This is a genomic window from Burkholderia sp. Bp9143 (assembly GCF_003853645.1).
In the GTDB taxonomy this organism is placed as follows: domain Bacteria; phylum Pseudomonadota; class Gammaproteobacteria; order Burkholderiales; family Burkholderiaceae; genus Burkholderia.
In genome coordinates this window covers 20,599-36,197 of record NZ_QTPO01000071.1, presented here as the reverse complement: position 1 = coordinate 36,197, position 15,599 = coordinate 20,599, and the positions used below count along the sequence as shown (strand labels likewise).

Sequence of the window (15,599 nt, the reverse complement as noted above, 5' to 3'; positions counted from 1 at the left end):
TGATACCCAACGACAACTACCCCGTTGACCGGCCAAAATAGTTGTCGCTGACCGGCCGTGCTGCTTGACGCTCTCTAGCCAATAGTGTGGAGTTTGACCGGGATTGCCGCCAGCCGCATTCGCGAGGACCTCAACCAACCCTTCGGCAATAAACCGGCGCACAATTCGCCGTGCTTGCGCCTTAGACAACCTGCACTTTTTCGCAATGGCATTCATCGACGGATAGAGACTTTTGCCGTCGTCGTTGCACCAATCGGCAAGCGCCAGCATGACGAGCATTTCGCTGCCACCTCGCGGAAAATGCTGCCAGACGATTCGTATGGCGTTGATCGCCATCACCGGTCTCCGGCTTCGGCAATCGACCGCTTCAGTGCATTGAAAAGCGCCCGCACAAGTCGACATTTCGTAGCAGGATTCGCAGTGCAGCCGATTTGGCGTGCAAGACGATGGGGACGCCGCCATGGATCCCGAGACGCCTGATATCCCAATCGGTGATGGCTCACTTTGATACCTCCACATCGCCAGCAATTCGGACCTTGGCCTGATTAGCCAGCATGCCGCTGAGAAGCGCTTCGATATCAGCAATCTGTGGATACCGTTCGTGCATGTATCGGCAGTCACAGACCTAGCGCTAGACGAGGCGTCCCAGCCGCAGCCTCTTAACGATTGGGGGGGTGAGTCGCGGTCCGCGCTTCCATTTCACGGCGCCAGTCTGCTGCGGCCTCATGAGAGATGAGAACCCGCCGACCAAGCTTCATCAGGCGCGGGCCACGTCCGGAAGCAACAAGTTCGTAAAAAAAGGCCCTCGAAATACCGTGGGCCTCGCAAAATTGATCAATGCTGGAGGCCGACTGTTGCGGAATCATCGGTTCACCTTTGCGTTTGCGTACTTTGCCGTACGCGCAACGAATTTACTGAGCTACGTGAAGCATAGTCCCGATTTTTTTGCCTTTTCGGCGCCGAAATTCCGATTTCCCTTGATAAACTTGCCAAATCTTCTTAATTCGACGCGTACAGATTTATTTTTAATAATTCAATAAGGAAACGCGCGATATTTGGCATATCGGTCTCCCACGATGAAGAGTTCGTGGCAGGGATTGACGTGCTGAGAAGCTCAAGTGATATCTGACCCGGCGCGCACCGCCTGTTTGGGCTGGTATAGCGCCAAGATGGCCCCTGCCCGCGTTGCCGCACGGAATTAGCGCCCATCACAATCAAAAAGACCTAACTGGCAAGCTGCCGACTCGTATTTGGGTCCAAAGTGATCCTATCGAGCTTTGCGGCTTGCTCCTACACGCGGCGGTGCCCCGAATAAGGCGTCGAGGCCTCAAAAGGAGCCGGCAAGCGAGAAATACTCCGGGTCGCTATAAGTCTGTGCAGCACGCTTGTGCGTGCGATCCTGCCAAGCTCAAAGTGGGCGGTCTCGTCCGATATCACGGCCGAAAAAGTCCACGGGAAGTCCACGGCTAGGAAGGACCGGCTAATGCAACGGGAAGAATTCGCGGCAAACCCGCGTCGTAGATGGCGCGCCCGGCTGGGATCGAACCAGCAACCCCTGCCTTCGGAGGGCAGTACTCTATCCATTGAGCTACGGGCGCGTGTGACGGTGAAACGACCCCAAAAACTGGCCGCCTACCATTGGCAAGACGGCAAGGATACCCGGTTTCCCATGACGCGTCCACCTTGCCCGCCGAATCCCCGTCAGGCCCCCATTCGTGCGGGTAAACACGCGCCTTCGCGCCGCTCGCCGTGATGTAAACGTTCCGTCTATAATCGTCCGTGCTTCATTGGACTGCCATTTTGCCGTTGCACCGCGCTCACAATTCCTAATCACGGAGACGAGGCAAGCATGAGCGAAGCACCCCACGAATCTCCCGTCAAAACCCCCGGGCAGCTGATTGCCGTCGTCATCGCGTCATTCGCGATTCCGATCGCCCTGATCGTCCTGTTTGCCACCTATGCCAACCATGCGTTCCGTTCGGGCGCCGGCACGGATGCGCTATCCGACGAACAGGTCGCCGCGCGGATCGCACCGCTCGCGAAGATCGACGTGAAGGACGCCAATGCGCCCCGCACGTACAAGACCGGCGAGGAAGTCTACAAGGCCGTGTGCGTGACCTGTCACGGCACGGGCGCCGCCGGCGCGCCGAAGTTCGGCAACAAGGACGACTGGGCGCCACGCATCTCGCAGGGCTTCGACACGCTGCTGAAAACGGCGCTGTCGGGCAAGGGCGCGATGCCGCCGCGCGGCGGCACGAGCCCCGACGACGTCAGCGACTATGAAATCGCGCGCGCGATCGTCTACATGGCGAACAACGACGGCGCGAACTTCCCCGAACCGGCTGCCCCGGCCGCCAATGCGGCGCCGGCGGCGAGCGGCGCGGCGGGTGCGGCAGGCGCATCGGGCGCCGATGCATCGAACGCGCAGGCCGCCGCCGCGATGGCCGCGATCGCCGCGATTCCGAAGGCAGGCGAAAAGCCCGCCGCCGCGCCGACCAGCGCCGACGCCGCGTCAGCCGGCAAGGCGCTGTACACGCAGGTCTGCCAGGCGTGCCACGCGGCCGGCGTGCTCGGCGCGCCGAAGTTCGGCAGCAAGGAGGACTGGGCGCCACGCCTGAAGGACTCGATGGATACCGTCTACAACTACGCGCTGCACGGCAAGGGCGCGATGCCGCCGAAGGGCGGGTCGAGCGCGTCCGACGCCGACGTGAAGGCGGCCGTCGACTACATGGTCAACGCGTCGAAGTAACGCCTGCCGGTCAGAAAAAACCCCCGCGGTGCACGCGCATCGCGGGGGGTTTTCTTATCCGGATCGCCCGGGCGTCAGCGCGCCGAAACGCACCGCATCACTTCTGCAACAGCGCCTTCAGGCTCGCGAGCCGGTCCTTCGGCGTCATCGGCGCTTCCTCCGGCGTCGGCGGCGGCGCTTCGTCGAGGCCCATTTCGGGGATGAAGCGCGACGGCTCGCACACGACCGTCTCGCGCGCCCGCTTGCGCTTCTTGCACCAGTTCAGGTGCAGGCTGCGCTGCGCACGCGTGATCGCGACGTACATCAGCCGGCGCTCCTCCTCGATCCGCTCGCTGTCGATCGGGCCGTCGTCCTCGCTGCCGCCGCGGTGCGGCATGATGCCCTCCTCGACGCCGACCAGGAACACGTGCGGATACTCGAGCCCCTTCGACGCATGGACGGTCGACAGCCGCACGGCGTCCGGATCCTCGTCCTTGCCTTCGAGCATCGACATCAGCGCGACGGTCTGGATCAGGCCGAGCAGGTTCTTGCCGGTGTCCGCAAGCCCGTCCGCGTTGTGGAACCCTTCGGCCTCGCCGTCGACGGCTTCCGTCTCGGGCTTGGTGCCCTTGCGCTTCAGCCATTCGAGGAATTCGAGCACGTTCTGCCACTTCGACTGCGCCTGCCGCTCGTCGAACGCGTCGTACAGGTAGGCCTCGTAGTGGATGGCTTCCATCATGTCGTCGAGCACGACGGTCGCGGGCTCCTTGTCCGCGCGATCGGTCAGGCGCTGGATGAAGTCGCAGAACATCCGCAGCGGCTCGACCTGCCGCGCGGACAGCCGCGCCTCGATCCCGCCCATGTACACGGCCTCGAACAGCGACACCTTCGCCTGGCCCGCGAACGAGCCGAGCGCCTCGAGCGTCGTGTTGCCGATCCCGCGGCGTGGCGTGGTGACCGCGCGGATGAACGCGGGATCGTCGTCGGCGTTCGCGATCAGGCGCAGGTACGCGCACAGATCCTTGATCTCGGCCTTGTCGAAGAACGACTGGCCGCCCGACAGCACGTACGGGATCCGCTCGCGCCGCAGCACCTGCTCGAAGATCCGCGCCTGGAAGTTGCCGCGATACAGGATCGCGTAGTCGCGGAACTGCGCGCGCCGCTCGAACTTGTGCGCGGACAGCCGGAACACGACCGATTCGGCTTCATGTTCCTCGTCGTTGCACGGCGTGACGGTGATCGAGTCGCCCATCCCGTGCTCGGACCACAGCTTCTTCTCGAACAGCTTCGGATTGTTCGCGATCACGTTGTTCGCGGCGGTCAGGATCCGCACCGTCGACCGGTAGTTCTGCTCGAGCTTGATCACGTGCAGCTTCGTGAAATCCTTGCCGAGCTGCGCGAGGTTCTCGAGCGTCGCGCCGCGCCAGCCGTAGATCGCCTGGTCGTCGTCGCCCACCGCCGTGAACGCGGCGCGCGGGCCGGCGAGCAGCTTCAGCAGCTCGTACTGGCACGCGTTGGTGTCCTGGTATTCGTCGATCAGCAGGTAGCGCAGCTTGTTCTGCCAGCGGTCGCGCACCTGCTCGTTCTTCGCGAACAGCTCGGCCGGCAGGCGGATCAGGTCGTCGAAGTCGACCGCCTGGTACGCGTGCAGCGTCGCGACGTAGTTGCGGTAGACCAGCGCCGCCTGGTGCTCGTCCTCGTTGGCCGCGATCGTCATCGCCTCCTCGGGCATGATCAGGCCGTTCTTCCACAGCGAGATGGTGCTCTGGATCTTGCGGATCAGGCCCTTGTCGGTGGTGCCGATCTGCTCCTGGATCATCCCGAAGCAGTCGTCCGAATCCATGATCGAGAACTGCGGCTTCAGGCCGACGTGTTCTGCCTCCTGGCGCAGGATCTGCACGCCGAGCGAGTGGAACGTACACACGGTGAGCTGGTTGACGGGCACCTTGCGGCCTTCCTTGCCGGGCGTGGTGAGCGTCTTGCCTTCCAGCAGCTTCGACACGCGCTCGCGCATTTCGGCGGCGGCCTTGTTCGTGAACGTGACGGCCGCGATGTGGCGCGGCTCGAAGCCTTTCGCTTCGATCAGATGCGCGATCTTCTGCGTGATCACGCGGGTCTTGCCGCTGCCCGCGCCGGCGAGCACGAGGCAGGGACCGTCGAGGTAGCGCACCGCTTCGTTCTGAGCGGGGTTGAGGCCTGCGGACATGATGGCGGATGATGTTGCGGTTGACGGCGGAACGCCGGGAGGATGCCGCGCGCGGCAGGCCTGGAATGCAGGCGGACACGCGGGGCAGGACGCGCATGTTAACACGTCGGCGGCGCGCTTTTCGCGAGCCCCGCCGGACGGGGCCGCACGGGCAGGCTGCCGTTTGGCGCCCTGCCCGATCGGCCAATCCGGCCCCATCCACGGCCTGATCGGCCACAATGGACGCACGTCGGCGCGCCCCCGCGCCGGGCCCGTCAGCATCGCCACCGGATCGACTTCATGGGATACCCGTTCGCCACCGCCGCCCTCGGCCCGCTGCTGTTCCTCCAGGGGCGCCACGTGCGCCGCGTCACGCCACGGCTGCCCGAGGCGGCCGGCCCGCGCGACGGCGTGGCCGGCGACGGCCCGCCGCTGCGCGTGCTGGTGGTCGGCGATTCGGCCGCCGCTGGCGTCGGCGTCGCGTCGCAGCACGACGCGCTGTCCGGGCAGCTGGCGCGCACGCTCGCGCTCACCCACGGGGTCAGCTGGAAGCTGCTCGCGCGCACCGGGCTGACCACGCGGGAACTCGTCGACTGGCTCGCGACCGAGCCAGCCGAGCCGTTCGACGTGGCCGTGACCTCGCTCGGCGTCAACGACGTGACGGGCGGCGTGCCGCCGGCCCGCTGGCAGGCGCAGCAGGCCGAACTCGTGCGGCTGCTCGCCGCGCGCTTCCAGGTCGGGCACGTGATCCTGTCGGCGGTGCCGCCGATGGAGCGCTTTCCGGCGCTACCGCAGCCGCTCGCGTGGTATCTCGGGCTGCGTGCGAAGCGGCTCAATACCGCACTCGCCGACTGGGCCGCGACCCAGCCGAACTGCACGTTCCTGCGCGTCACACTGCCGCTCGAACGCCACCTGATGGCCGCCGACGGCTTTCATCCGGGCGCGGCCGCCTGCGCCGCGTGGGCCGCGCAAGTGGCCAATGCCGTGCCGCTGCAGCGGGCAGCCGCATGACGCGGCACGCTGCCGGCATGCCGGCCGCACCCCACGCCGCCGACCGCACGGCCAACCGCGCGCAGTATCCTCCGGTGCCGCGCCAAACGCCGGCTGCGACCGCGCGTGCGCCGCACCCGGCCGTGCATTTTGCCGAACGCGTCGGTGCGGGCCGCCGCGCCATGCCAAAATAGCCGATCGTCCTCGCGCCTCCTCGGCGCGCCATCCTTTCGTTTCGTATGCAGCCAAGGATTGCCATGTCGTCATTGCTCAGGATTGGTTTGATGGGTTTCGGTTTCGCCGGTGCGACGTTCCACGCGCCCGTGATCGCCACGAGCGGCCGCACCGAGGTCGCCGCGATCGCGACGGGGCAGCCCGATCGCGCGCGCGCCGCGTATCCGGGCGCACGCATCGTCCCCGATCTCGATACGCTGCTCGGCCTCGACGACATCGACTGCGTGGTGATCGCCACGCCGAACGACACGCACTTCACGCTCGCGCGCCAGGTGCTCGAAGCCGGCCGCCACGTCGTCGTCGACAAGCCCGTCACGCTCACCGCCGACGAAGCGCTCGCGCTCGCACGGCTCGCGAACGCGCGCAGCCGCCTGTTCGCGCCGTTCCACAACCGCCGCTGGGACGGCGACTTCCTCACCGTGCGCCGCATCGTCCAGTCCGGCGAACTCGGCCGGCTCACCTATTTCGCGTCGCACTTCGACCGCTTCCGTCCGACGCCGCGCACGCGCTGGCGCGAGGAGCCCGCACGCGGCGGCGGCCTGCTGCTCGACCTCGGCCCGCACCTGATCGACCAGGCGCTCGCGCTGTTCGGGCTGCCGGAAACGGTCAGCGCCACGGTCAAGACGCGCCGCGACAACGGCACGGCGCCCGATTTCGTGCACCTGCTGCTCGGCTATCCGGACAAGGACGTCGCGCTGCACGCGAGCGCGCTGTCGGCGATCGAGCCCGCGCGCTTCACGCTGCACGGCACGCGCGGCAGCTACCAGAAGTTCGGGCTCGACACGCAGGAAGACCAGTTGAAGGCCGGCCTCACGCCGGACCACGTCGAGTTCGGCGGCGGCAACCCGCCCGGCGTGCTGCGCACGCTCGACGGCGACGTCGAGGTCGAGCGGCCGGTGCCGACGCTCGACGGCCAGTACGCGGAGTTCTATCGCGCGCTCGCCGCGTCGGTCCACGACGGCGCGCCGTTCCCGGTCACGCCGCAGGATGCCGTCGACGTGATGACGATCATCGAGCTCGCCGCGCAGAGCGAGCACGAAGGCCGCCGGGTACCGTTCGTGCGCCGCACCGTCTGACGGCCGCAGGCCGGGTCGATGCCGACCCGGCCGCGGCCGCCATCCCGCGCCGTGCCACACTCCGGCAGCGGCCCTGCTTCAGCCGCCACCGCGGCACGGTCCCGAACATTCCGTTACAAATGGTGCGGGAACGAAAGTCAGCGGTCGTCCGGTCTGAAGCGTTTCTCAAAAAGTCGATCCGACACCAAACCGTCAGGAGAATGTGATGCAACGGTTGATTCGCGCAGCGGCATGCTGCGTCCTGGTTTCCTCGCTCGCGGCCTGTGTCGTGCAGCCGCAGCGGCCGGCCCGACAGGCGCCCCCGCCCCCGCCGCGGCCGAATCCGCAGGTCGTCGCGAACGATCGCCTGCTGGAGGTCCAGGGCCGGATCGACAACCTGCACCGCCGGATCGACGCGCGCGTCAACGGCGGCTACTACCCGCCGCCGTACGGCGCGCAGTTGCACCACCGCCTCGACGTGATCCGCCAGGAAGCGAACGACATGTCGGCCCAGCACAACGGCGGCCTGTCCGGCGACGAGCAGCACGTGCTGAACCAGGAACTCGACACGGCCGCGCGCGCGATCGGCGAGTGATACCGGCAATGCCGGCGCCCGCCGGTGCCGGCAAAAGCGGTGGCGCCACACGCCGCCGCTTGTCGCGAAGCGACATTCTTTTGCTCAAATTGACAATGCCCACCCGCTCGCGTACAGTCGCCCGCACGCGTCGGGAGAGCGTGTGACCGCATAGCTAGCAACGCCGGTCGCGCCGCCGAAGGGGCACACCCGCAAACTCTCAGGCAAAAGGACCGACCGCGTCGGGGAAGCCCGTCCGCGCATTGCGCGGGCCGCACTCCCCGCACTCTGGAGAGCGGCAGTAGCCCGCTGCGCAATGGCAGCGCGGGCAGGCTGCCCACCGAAGGGGCGCGCGTTCGCCGGCTTTGCCCGCAGCGCAATCTCTCAGGTATCGAGGACAGAGGGGCATGGACCGGATCGCTTCGCAGGCCCCAAGGCCGCGACGGTCGGCACATGGCCGTTCTGACCCGCGCGCAAGCGCCTTGCCTGAGGCCTCGATGACTGCACTGAATCAAACCCCGCTCAACGCCGCGCACCGCGCGCTCAATGCCCGCATGGTCGACTTCGGCGGCTGGGACATGCCCGTCAACTACGGCTCGCAGATCGAAGAACACGAAGCCGTGCGCACCGACGCCGGCATGTTCGACGTATCACACATGTGCGTCGTCGACTTCACCGGCAGCCGCGTGCGCGCATTCTTCGAGCACGCGATCGCCAACAACGTCGGCAAGCTCAAGACCCCCGGCAAGGCGCTCTACTCGTGCCTGCTCAACCCGCAGGGCGGCGTCGTCGACGATCTGATCGTCTATTACTTCACCGAAGACTTCTTCCGCGTCGTCGTCAACGCCGGCACGGCCGAGAAGGACATCGCGTGGTTCAACCAGCTCAACGAACAAGGCGGCTACGGGCTGACCATCGCGCCGCGCCGCGAATTCGCGATCGTCGCCGTTCAGGGCCCGAACGCCCGTGAAAAGGTCTGGACGACGGTGCCTGCCGCGCGCGCCGCGACCAGCGAACTAAAGCCGTTCAACGCCGCGCAGGTCGCCGGCACGCCGTTCGGCGATCTCACCGTCGCGCGCACCGGCTACACCGGCGAGGACGGCTTCGAAGTGATCGTCCCGGCCGTGCACGTCGAAGCACTGTGGACCGCGCTGCAGCAAAACGGCGTGCGCCCGTGCGGGCTCGGCGCGCGCGACACGCTGCGCCTCGAGGCCGGCATGAACCTGTACGGTCAGGACATGGACGAGACCGTGTCCCCGCTCGACGCGGGCCTTGCGTGGACGGTCGACCTGTCGGCGCCGCGCGAGTTCGTCGGCCGCGCCGCGCTCGAGCGCGACGGCACGCGCGCCGCGTTCGTCGGCCTGATCCTGCAGAAGGAAAACGGCAAGGCGGGCGGCGTGCTGCGCGCGCATCAGAAGGTCGTCACGCCGCACGGCGAAGGCGAGATCACGAGCGGCACGTTCTCGCCGTCGATGCAGGAATCGATCGCGTTCGCGCGCGTGCCGGCGGCCGTCCAGGTCGGCGACACGATCCATGTGCAGATTCGAGACAAGCAACTGCCCGCGCGCGTGGTAAAACTGCCGTTCGTGCGCAACGGCAAGGTCCTCGCTGCGTAACGACCGAGAAGCGACCGGGAGGCCGCCTCCCGGGAAGCCGGGAAATGGCGCCCGGCGCAACCACACCCGGCGCGCCCCGGCGGCGCGCCAGCATAACGAACACACCTTTTATCCAGGAGCATCCGATGAGCAACGTCCCGGCCGATCTGAAGTACACCGACGAACACGAGTGGATCCGCACCGAAGCCGACGGCACGCTGACGGTCGGCATCACCGATCACGCGCAGAGCACGCTCGGCGACATCGTCTTCCTCGAACTGCCGCAAGTCGGCAAGTCGGTGAACGCGGGTGACGCCGTCGGCGTCGTCGAATCGGTGAAGGCGGCATCCGACATCTACTCGCCGGTGTCCGGCGAAGTCGTCGCCATCAATGAAGAAGCCGCCGACTCGCCGGAAGAAGTGAACAGCGACGCATACGGCGTGTGGCTCTTCAAGATCAAGCTCGCGGCCGGCGCCTCGACCGACAAGCTGATCGACGCTGACGCCTACAGCAAGCTGATCGACTAATTTTCCTTACCCGAACCGCGCGCGGCCGGCCAGCCGGCCCGCGCGGGACCAGAGTCACGCCATGAAGCTCGAACACCCGGACCGCCTGATGAACCGCACGCCCCTCTCGCTCGCCGCGCTCGAAACGCACGACGCGTTCGCAGAACGCCACATCGGCCCCGATGCCGCCAGCCAGCAGGCCATGCTCGACACGCTCGGCTTCGCGTCGCGCGCCGCCCTGATCGAGGCCGTGATCCCGGCCTCGATCCGCCGCGCCGAAACGCTGCCGCTCGGCCCGTTCGCGCAACCGAAGAGCGAGGCCGAAGCCCTCGCCGCGCTGCGCGCCCTCGCGGACAAGAACCAGGTGTTCCGCTCGTATATCGGTCAGGGCTATTACGACACGCACACGCCGGCCGTGATCCTGCGCAACGTGCTCGAAAACCCGGCGTGGTACACGGCCTACACGCCGTACCAGCCCGAAATTTCCCAGGGTCGCCTCGAGGCGCTCCTGAACTTCCAGCAGATGGTCGCCGACCTCACGGGCCTCGCGATCTCAAATGCGTCGCTGCTGGACGAAGCAACGGCCGCGGCCGAAGCGATGACGCTGCTGCAGCGCACCGGCAAGCCGGCGTCGAACGTGTTCTACGTCGCCGACGACGTGCTGCCGCAAACGCTCGAAGTGATCCGCACGCGCGCGCTGCCGATCGGCATCGAAGTCAAGACGGGCCCGGCGGCCGACGCTGTGCAGGCCAACGCGTTCGGCGTGCTGCTCCAGTACCCGGGCGTATACGGCGACGTGCGCGACTACCGCGCACTCACCGAAGCGATCCACGCGGCCGGCGGCCATGTCGTCGTCGCTGCCGACCTGCTCGCACTGACCGTGCTGACGCCGCCCGGCGAATGGGGCGCGGACGTCGCGGTCGGCAACACGCAGCGCTTCGGCGTGCCGGTGGGCTTCGGCGGCCCGCACGCCGCGTATCTCGCGGTGCGTGACGAATTCAAGCGCCAGATGCCGGGCCGCCTCGTCGGCGTGACCGTCGACGCGCAGGGCAAGCCCGCACTGCGCCTCGCGCTGCAGACACGCGAACAGCACATCCGCCGCGAGAAGGCGACGTCGAACGTGTGTACCGCGCAGGCGCTGCTCGCGATCATGGCGAGCATGTACGCGGTCTACCACGGCCCGCACGGCCTGAAGACGATCGCGCTGCGCGTGAACCGCATCGCGGCGCTCCTCGCCGCCGGCGTGAAGCAGCTCGGCTTCGCGACCGTCAACGACACGTTCTTCGACACGCTGACGATCGACACCGGCGCGCGCACCGCGCAGGTCCACGAATTCGCGAAGGCCAAGCGCATCAACCTGCGCCGCGTGAGCGGCACGCAAGTCGGCGTGTCGGTCGACGAAACGACGACCCGCGACGATCTCGCCGACCTCCTCGGCGTGTTCGCGCAGGCCGCGGGCGGCACCGCGCCGGGCGTCGACGCGCTGGACGCGGGCCTCGGCGGCGTCGCCGCGCTGCCGGCCGGCCTCGAGCGCACGAGCGCGTACCTGACGCACCACGTGTTCAACCGCCACCATTCCGAAACCGAAATGCTGCGCTACCTGCGCAGCCTGTCGGACAAGGATCTCGCGCTCGACCGTTCGATGATCCCGCTCGGCTCGTGCACGATGAAGCTGAACGCGACGTCGGAAATGCTGCCGGTCACGTGGCCCGAATTCGGCCAGATCCACCCGTTCGCGCCGGCCGAGCAGACCGTCGGCTACCGCGAGATGATCGACCAGCTCGAGCAGATGCTCGTCGCGGCCACCGGCTACGCGGCCGTGTCGCTGCAGCCGAACGCCGGCTCGCAGGGCGAGTACGCGGGCCTGCTGATCATCCACGCTTACCATGCATCGCGCGGCGAAGCGCATCGCGACGTGTGCCTGATCCCGGCCTCCGCGCACGGCACGAACCCGGCGTCGGCCCACATGGCCGGCATGAAGGTCGTGGTCGTCGCGTGCGATGCGCAGGGCAACGTCGACATCGCCGACCTGAAGACGAAGGCCGATCAGCACGCGAACGACCTCGCGGCGATCATGATCACGTATCCGTCGACGCACGGCGTGTTCGAGCAGAACGTCCGCGAGATCTGCGAGATCGTGCATGGGCACGGCGGCCAGGTGTACGTCGACGGCGCGAACATGAACGCGATGGTCGGCCTGACCGCGCCGGGCCAGTTCGGCGGCGACGTGTCGCACCTGAACCTGCACAAGACCTTCTGCATCCCGCACGGCGGCGGCGGCCCGGGCGTCGGCCCGGTCGCGGTCGGCGCGCACCTCGCGAAATTCCTGCCGAATCAGCGTTCGACCGGCTATGCGCGCGAGGAAGACGGCATCGGCGCGGTGTCGGCCGCGCCGTACGGCTCGGCGTCGATCCTGCCGATCTCGTGGATGTACATTGCGATGATGGGCGCGAAGAACCTGACCGCCGCCACCGAAACCGCGATCCTCAACGCGAACTACATCGCGAAGCGCCTCGCGCCGCACTACCCGGTGCTGTATTCGGGCCCGGGCGGGCTGGTCGCGCACGAGTGCATTCTCGACCTGCGTCCGATCAAGGAAACGAGCGGCATCACCGTCGACGACGTCGCGAAGCGCCTGATGGACTACGGCTTCCATGCGCCGACGATGAGCTTCCCGGTACCGGGCACGCTGATGGTCGAGCCGACCGAATCGGAATCGCAGGAAGAACTCGACCGCTTCATCGCCGCGATGATCGCGATCCGCGACGAAATCCGCGCCGTCGAGGAAGGCCGCGCCGACCGCGAGGACAACCCGCTGCGTCACGCGCCGCACACGGCGGCCGTCGTCACCGCGAACGAATGGCCGCACGCGTACTCGCGCGAGCAGGCTGCGTACCCGGTCGCGTCGCTCGGCACGAACAAGTACTGGCCGCCGGTCGGCCGTGCGGACAACGCCTACGGCGACCGCAACCTGTTCTGCTCGTGCGTGCCGATGTCGGAATACGCCTGACGCCCGCCGCGCGCCGGAGTCCCGCCGTGACCGCACCGCACGCAACCGCCGGTTGCGTGCGGTTTTTACGTGCGCGGCCCGGCCAACCGTTTCACGCTTGCCGCCAATCCGGCTAACATCACACGCGATCCAGCCAATCAAGGAGTTCCGCATGGTGCGTCCGATGTTCCCGGGCCATGGTGCAACGCAGGAGCGGCCGCGCACGCGCCGCTTCGTGCCGCTGCTTGTCGCGTCGCTGTCGTTTGCCGCCGCCGGCCTCGGCACGGCCGGCAGCGCGCGCGCGGCGATGAATTTCTGCGCGGCGCCCGCGTTGCAGGCGAGCGAGACGACGCAGGCCGAGCCGGGTGTGCAGGCACTGATCCGCAGCGTCGACGCGCGCATCGGCGAGCAGCCGAAGGCGATGGCGCGCGTGCACACCGAGGGCACGCTGCCGCACGAAGGCATCTACGACCAGAGCGCCGACGCGCTGAAGGACATGGAGCTGATGCGCGACGCCGCGCTCGCGTGGCGCGTGACGAATGCGCCGCGCTACCTGCAGCTCGTCGACCGCTTCCTGTCCGCGTGGGTGTCGACCTACCAGCCGAGCTTCAACCCGATCGACGAGACGCGCTTCGACAGCCTGATCGTCGCGTACGACATGACGGCGAGCGCGCTGCCGGTCAAGACGCGCAACGCGACGGCGGCGTTCATCGCGAAGCTCGGCGCCGGTTACGTCGCGCAGATCGATGCGCAGAAGCGCCCGCTCACCGGCACCTGGCGCAACAACTGGCAGAGCCACCGGATCAAGCTGATCGCGCTGTCCGCGTTCACGCTCGGTGACCGCAAGATGATGAACGCCGCGCAGCGGCTGTTCGTCGAGCATCTCGCCGACAACATCGGCCCGGACGGCAAGACCTGGGATTTCGAGGAACGCGACGCGCTGCACTACGCGGTGTACGACCTGCAGCCGCTCGTGACGGCCGCGCTCGCCGCGCGCCGCTTCAACCGCAACTGGCTGCGCGAGCGCGGCGCGAACGGCGCGACGCTCGCGGCTGCGCTCGACTGGCTCGTGCCCTACGCGCTCGGCGAGAAAACGCACGAGGAATTCGTCAATTCGCCGGTGCCGTTCGACGCGAAGCGCCGCGAAGCCGGCTTGCCGGGCTATACGGGGCAGTGGGACCCGAAAAACGCCACTGAACTCTTTCATCTGGCCGCACGGCTCGACGGGCGCTATGCCCGCGTCGCGCGGCAGCTATCCCCCATGCCGCCCGCATGGCTCGCCGCGTGCCTGCCATTGCAGGCGCGCTAGCATTATTCTTAAAGCAAGGCAGGTATCAAAATGGCAGTCAGCGTGTTTGACCTCTTCAAGATCGGCATCGGTCCGTCCAGTTCGCATACGGTCGGACCGATGCGCGCGGCGCTGATGTTCGTCCAGGGCCTCGAGCGCGACGGGCTGCTCGACGCGACGGCCCACGTGAAGGTCGAGCTGTACGGCTCGCTCGGCGCGACCGGCAAGGGCCACGGCACCGACCGCGGCGTGATGCTCGGCCTGCTCGGCGACGCGCCCGACACCGTCGATCCCGAAACGATCGACGCGCGGCTCGAAGACGTCCGCAAGTCGAAGAAGCTCGCGCTGCTCGGCACGCACCCGGTGCCGTTCGTGCTGAAGGAGAACATCGCGTTCTACCGGCAGGCGCTGCCCGAACACCCGAACGGCATGAAGCTGCGCGCGTCCGACGCGAACGGCGCGGTCCTGGTCGAGCGCACCTACCTGTCGGTCGGCGGCGGCTTCGTCGTGACGGCCGGCGCGCCGAACACGAAGGTGCTGAGCGCGGCCGAGCAGATGACGCATCCGTTCCGCACGGGCGCCGAGCTGCTCGCGCTGACCGAGTCGACCGGCAAGTCGATCGCGCAGCTGATGTGGGACAACGAGCGCGCGTGGCACACCGAGGAAGAGACGCGCGACGGCCTGCTGAAGATCTGGGCCGTGATGCAGTCGTGCGTGTCGCGTGGCTGCGGGATCGGCAACCCGGACGCCGACGGCAACCTGCCCGGCCCGTTCCAGGTCAAGCGCCGCGCGCCGCAGCTGTATCGCGCGCTGACCGGCCACCCGGAGCGCGCGCTGCAGGATCCGCTGTCGATGGTCGACTGGATCAACCTGTATGCGATCGCGGTCAACGAGGAAAACGCGGCCGGCGGCCGCGTCGTCACCGCGCCGACCAACGGCGCGGCCGGCATCATCCCGGCCGTGCTGCACTACTACACGCGCTTCACGCCGGGCGCGAACGAACAGGGCGTGATCGACTTCCTGCTGACGGCCGCGGCGATCGGCGTGCTTTACAAGCTCAACGCATCGATCTCGGGCGCGGAAGTGGGCTGCCAGGGCGAAGTGGGCGTCGCATGCTCGATGGCGGCCGGCGCGCTCGCGGCCGTGCTCGGCGGCACGCCGCGCCAGGTCGAGAATGCGGCCGAGATCGGGATGGAGCACAACCTCGGCCTCACCTGCGACCCGGTCGGCGGGATGGTGCAGATCCCGTGCATCGAGCGCAACGCGATGGCGTCGGTGAAGGCCGTCAACGCGGCGCGCATGGCGCTGCGCGGCGACGGCTCGCACTACGTGTCGCTCGACTCGGTGATCAAGACGATGCGCGAGACGGGGGCCGACATGAAGACGAAGTACAAGGAAACGTCGCGCGGCGGGCTGGCGGTGAATATCGTCGAGTGCTGATGCCGGATCCGGCGG

Annotated in this window: 11 protein-coding genes, 1 tRNA gene and 2 riboswitches; of the genes, 9 read left to right on the top strand and 3 right to left on the bottom strand. The window is 67.6% G+C overall.

The window, feature by feature from the left end:
* Both DIE23_RS35385 and DIE23_RS35375 read right to left on the bottom strand, forming a co-directional pair.
* Positions 1-336, bottom strand: a 336-nt coding sequence (locus DIE23_RS35385; RefSeq protein ID WP_124617047.1) for a helix-turn-helix domain-containing protein, incomplete at its 3' end; no start/stop codon positions are given.
* 1,186 nt (positions 337-1,522) lie between these two features.
* Positions 1,523-1,598 (bottom strand) — tRNA-Arg (locus DIE23_RS35375).
* A gap of 251 nt (positions 1,599-1,849) precedes the next feature.
* On the opposite strand from DIE23_RS35375, the gene DIE23_RS35370 reads away from it, so the two are divergent.
* Positions 1,850-2,749, top strand: coding sequence for a cytochrome c5 family protein (locus DIE23_RS35370; protein WP_124617043.1), 900 nt, complete (start codon positions 1,850-1,852; stop codon positions 2,747-2,749).
* A 97-nt stretch (positions 2,750-2,846) separates the two neighbouring features.
* Here DIE23_RS35370 and DIE23_RS35365 read toward each other — a convergent pair whose 3' ends face one another.
* A complete protein-coding gene (locus DIE23_RS35365) occupies positions 2,847-4,934 on the bottom strand; it encodes a UvrD-helicase domain-containing protein (protein ID WP_124617041.1) in 2,088 nt (695 codons plus the stop codon).
* A 279-nt stretch (positions 4,935-5,213) separates the two neighbouring features.
* Here DIE23_RS35365 and DIE23_RS35360 point away from each other — a divergent pair, with 279 nt between their 5' ends.
* The 8 genes from DIE23_RS35360 to DIE23_RS35325 all read left to right on the top strand — a co-directional run bounded on the left by DIE23_RS35360 (position 5,214) and on the right by DIE23_RS35325 (position 15,584).
* Positions 5,214-5,924 (top strand): SGNH/GDSL hydrolase family protein, encoded by a 711-nt coding sequence (locus tag DIE23_RS35360; RefSeq protein WP_124617039.1) that lies wholly within the window; start codon positions 5,214-5,216, stop codon positions 5,922-5,924.
* Positions 5,925-6,160: 236 nt separating this feature from the next.
* Positions 6,161-7,213, top strand: coding sequence for an oxidoreductase (locus DIE23_RS35355; RefSeq protein WP_124617037.1), 1,053 nt, complete (start codon positions 6,161-6,163; stop codon positions 7,211-7,213).
* 205 nt (positions 7,214-7,418) lie between these two features.
* Positions 7,419-7,787 carry a hypothetical protein gene (locus DIE23_RS35350; RefSeq protein ID WP_124617035.1) on the top strand — a complete coding sequence of 123 codons (369 nt, stop codon included), beginning with the start codon at positions 7,419-7,421 and terminating at the stop codon, positions 7,785-7,787.
* Positions 7,788-7,908: 121 nt separating this feature from the next.
* A riboswitch (glycine riboswitch) is annotated at positions 7,909-8,013 on the top strand.
* A gap of 31 nt (positions 8,014-8,044) precedes the next feature.
* A riboswitch (glycine riboswitch) is annotated at positions 8,045-8,177 on the top strand.
* Positions 8,178-8,263: 86 nt separating this feature from the next.
* A complete protein-coding gene (gene gcvT / locus DIE23_RS35345) occupies positions 8,264-9,382 on the top strand; it encodes a glycine cleavage system aminomethyltransferase GcvT (protein WP_124617034.1) in 1,119 nt (372 codons plus the stop codon).
* A gap of 125 nt (positions 9,383-9,507) precedes the next feature.
* Positions 9,508-9,888: a glycine cleavage system protein GcvH gene (gene gcvH, locus DIE23_RS35340; protein ID WP_014895535.1), complete on the top strand. Its 381-nt coding sequence runs from the start codon at positions 9,508-9,510 to the stop codon at positions 9,886-9,888.
* A 61-nt stretch (positions 9,889-9,949) separates the two neighbouring features.
* Positions 9,950-12,877 (top strand): aminomethyl-transferring glycine dehydrogenase, encoded by a 2,928-nt coding sequence (gcvP, locus tag DIE23_RS35335; RefSeq protein ID WP_124617032.1) that lies wholly within the window; start codon positions 9,950-9,952, stop codon positions 12,875-12,877.
* 151 nt (positions 12,878-13,028) lie between these two features.
* The gene (locus tag DIE23_RS35330) at positions 13,029-14,165 is read left to right on the top strand and encodes an alginate lyase family protein (RefSeq protein WP_124617030.1); all 1,137 of its coding nucleotides are present in this window, start codon (positions 13,029-13,031) and stop codon (positions 14,163-14,165) included.
* Positions 14,166-14,195: 30 nt separating this feature from the next.
* The gene (locus DIE23_RS35325; RefSeq protein WP_124617028.1) at positions 14,196-15,584 is read left to right on the top strand and encodes an L-serine ammonia-lyase; all 1,389 of its coding nucleotides are present in this window, start codon (positions 14,196-14,198) and stop codon (positions 15,582-15,584) included.
* The last annotated feature ends 15 nt before the right edge of the window (positions 15,585-15,599 follow it).

Coding starts and splice junctions, on each gene's coding strand:
- DIE23_RS35370 (WP_124617043.1), top strand. CDS start 1,850: ATGAGCGAAGCACCCCACGAATCTCCCGTCAAAACCCCCGGGCAGCTG.
- DIE23_RS35365 (WP_124617041.1), bottom strand. CDS start 4,934: ATGTCCGCAGGCCTCAACCCCGCTCAGAACGAAGCGGTGCGCTACCTC.
- DIE23_RS35360 (WP_124617039.1), top strand. CDS start 5,214: ATGGGATACCCGTTCGCCACCGCCGCCCTCGGCCCGCTGCTGTTCCTC.
- DIE23_RS35355 (WP_124617037.1), top strand. CDS start 6,161: ATGTCGTCATTGCTCAGGATTGGTTTGATGGGTTTCGGTTTCGCCGGT.
- DIE23_RS35350 (WP_124617035.1), top strand. CDS start 7,419: ATGCAACGGTTGATTCGCGCAGCGGCATGCTGCGTCCTGGTTTCCTCG.
- gcvT (WP_124617034.1), top strand. CDS start 8,264: ATGACTGCACTGAATCAAACCCCGCTCAACGCCGCGCACCGCGCGCTC.
- gcvH (WP_014895535.1), top strand. CDS start 9,508: ATGAGCAACGTCCCGGCCGATCTGAAGTACACCGACGAACACGAGTGG.
- gcvP (WP_124617032.1), top strand. CDS start 9,950: ATGAAGCTCGAACACCCGGACCGCCTGATGAACCGCACGCCCCTCTCG.
- DIE23_RS35330 (WP_124617030.1), top strand. CDS start 13,029: ATGGTGCGTCCGATGTTCCCGGGCCATGGTGCAACGCAGGAGCGGCCG.
- DIE23_RS35325 (WP_124617028.1), top strand. CDS start 14,196: ATGGCAGTCAGCGTGTTTGACCTCTTCAAGATCGGCATCGGTCCGTCC.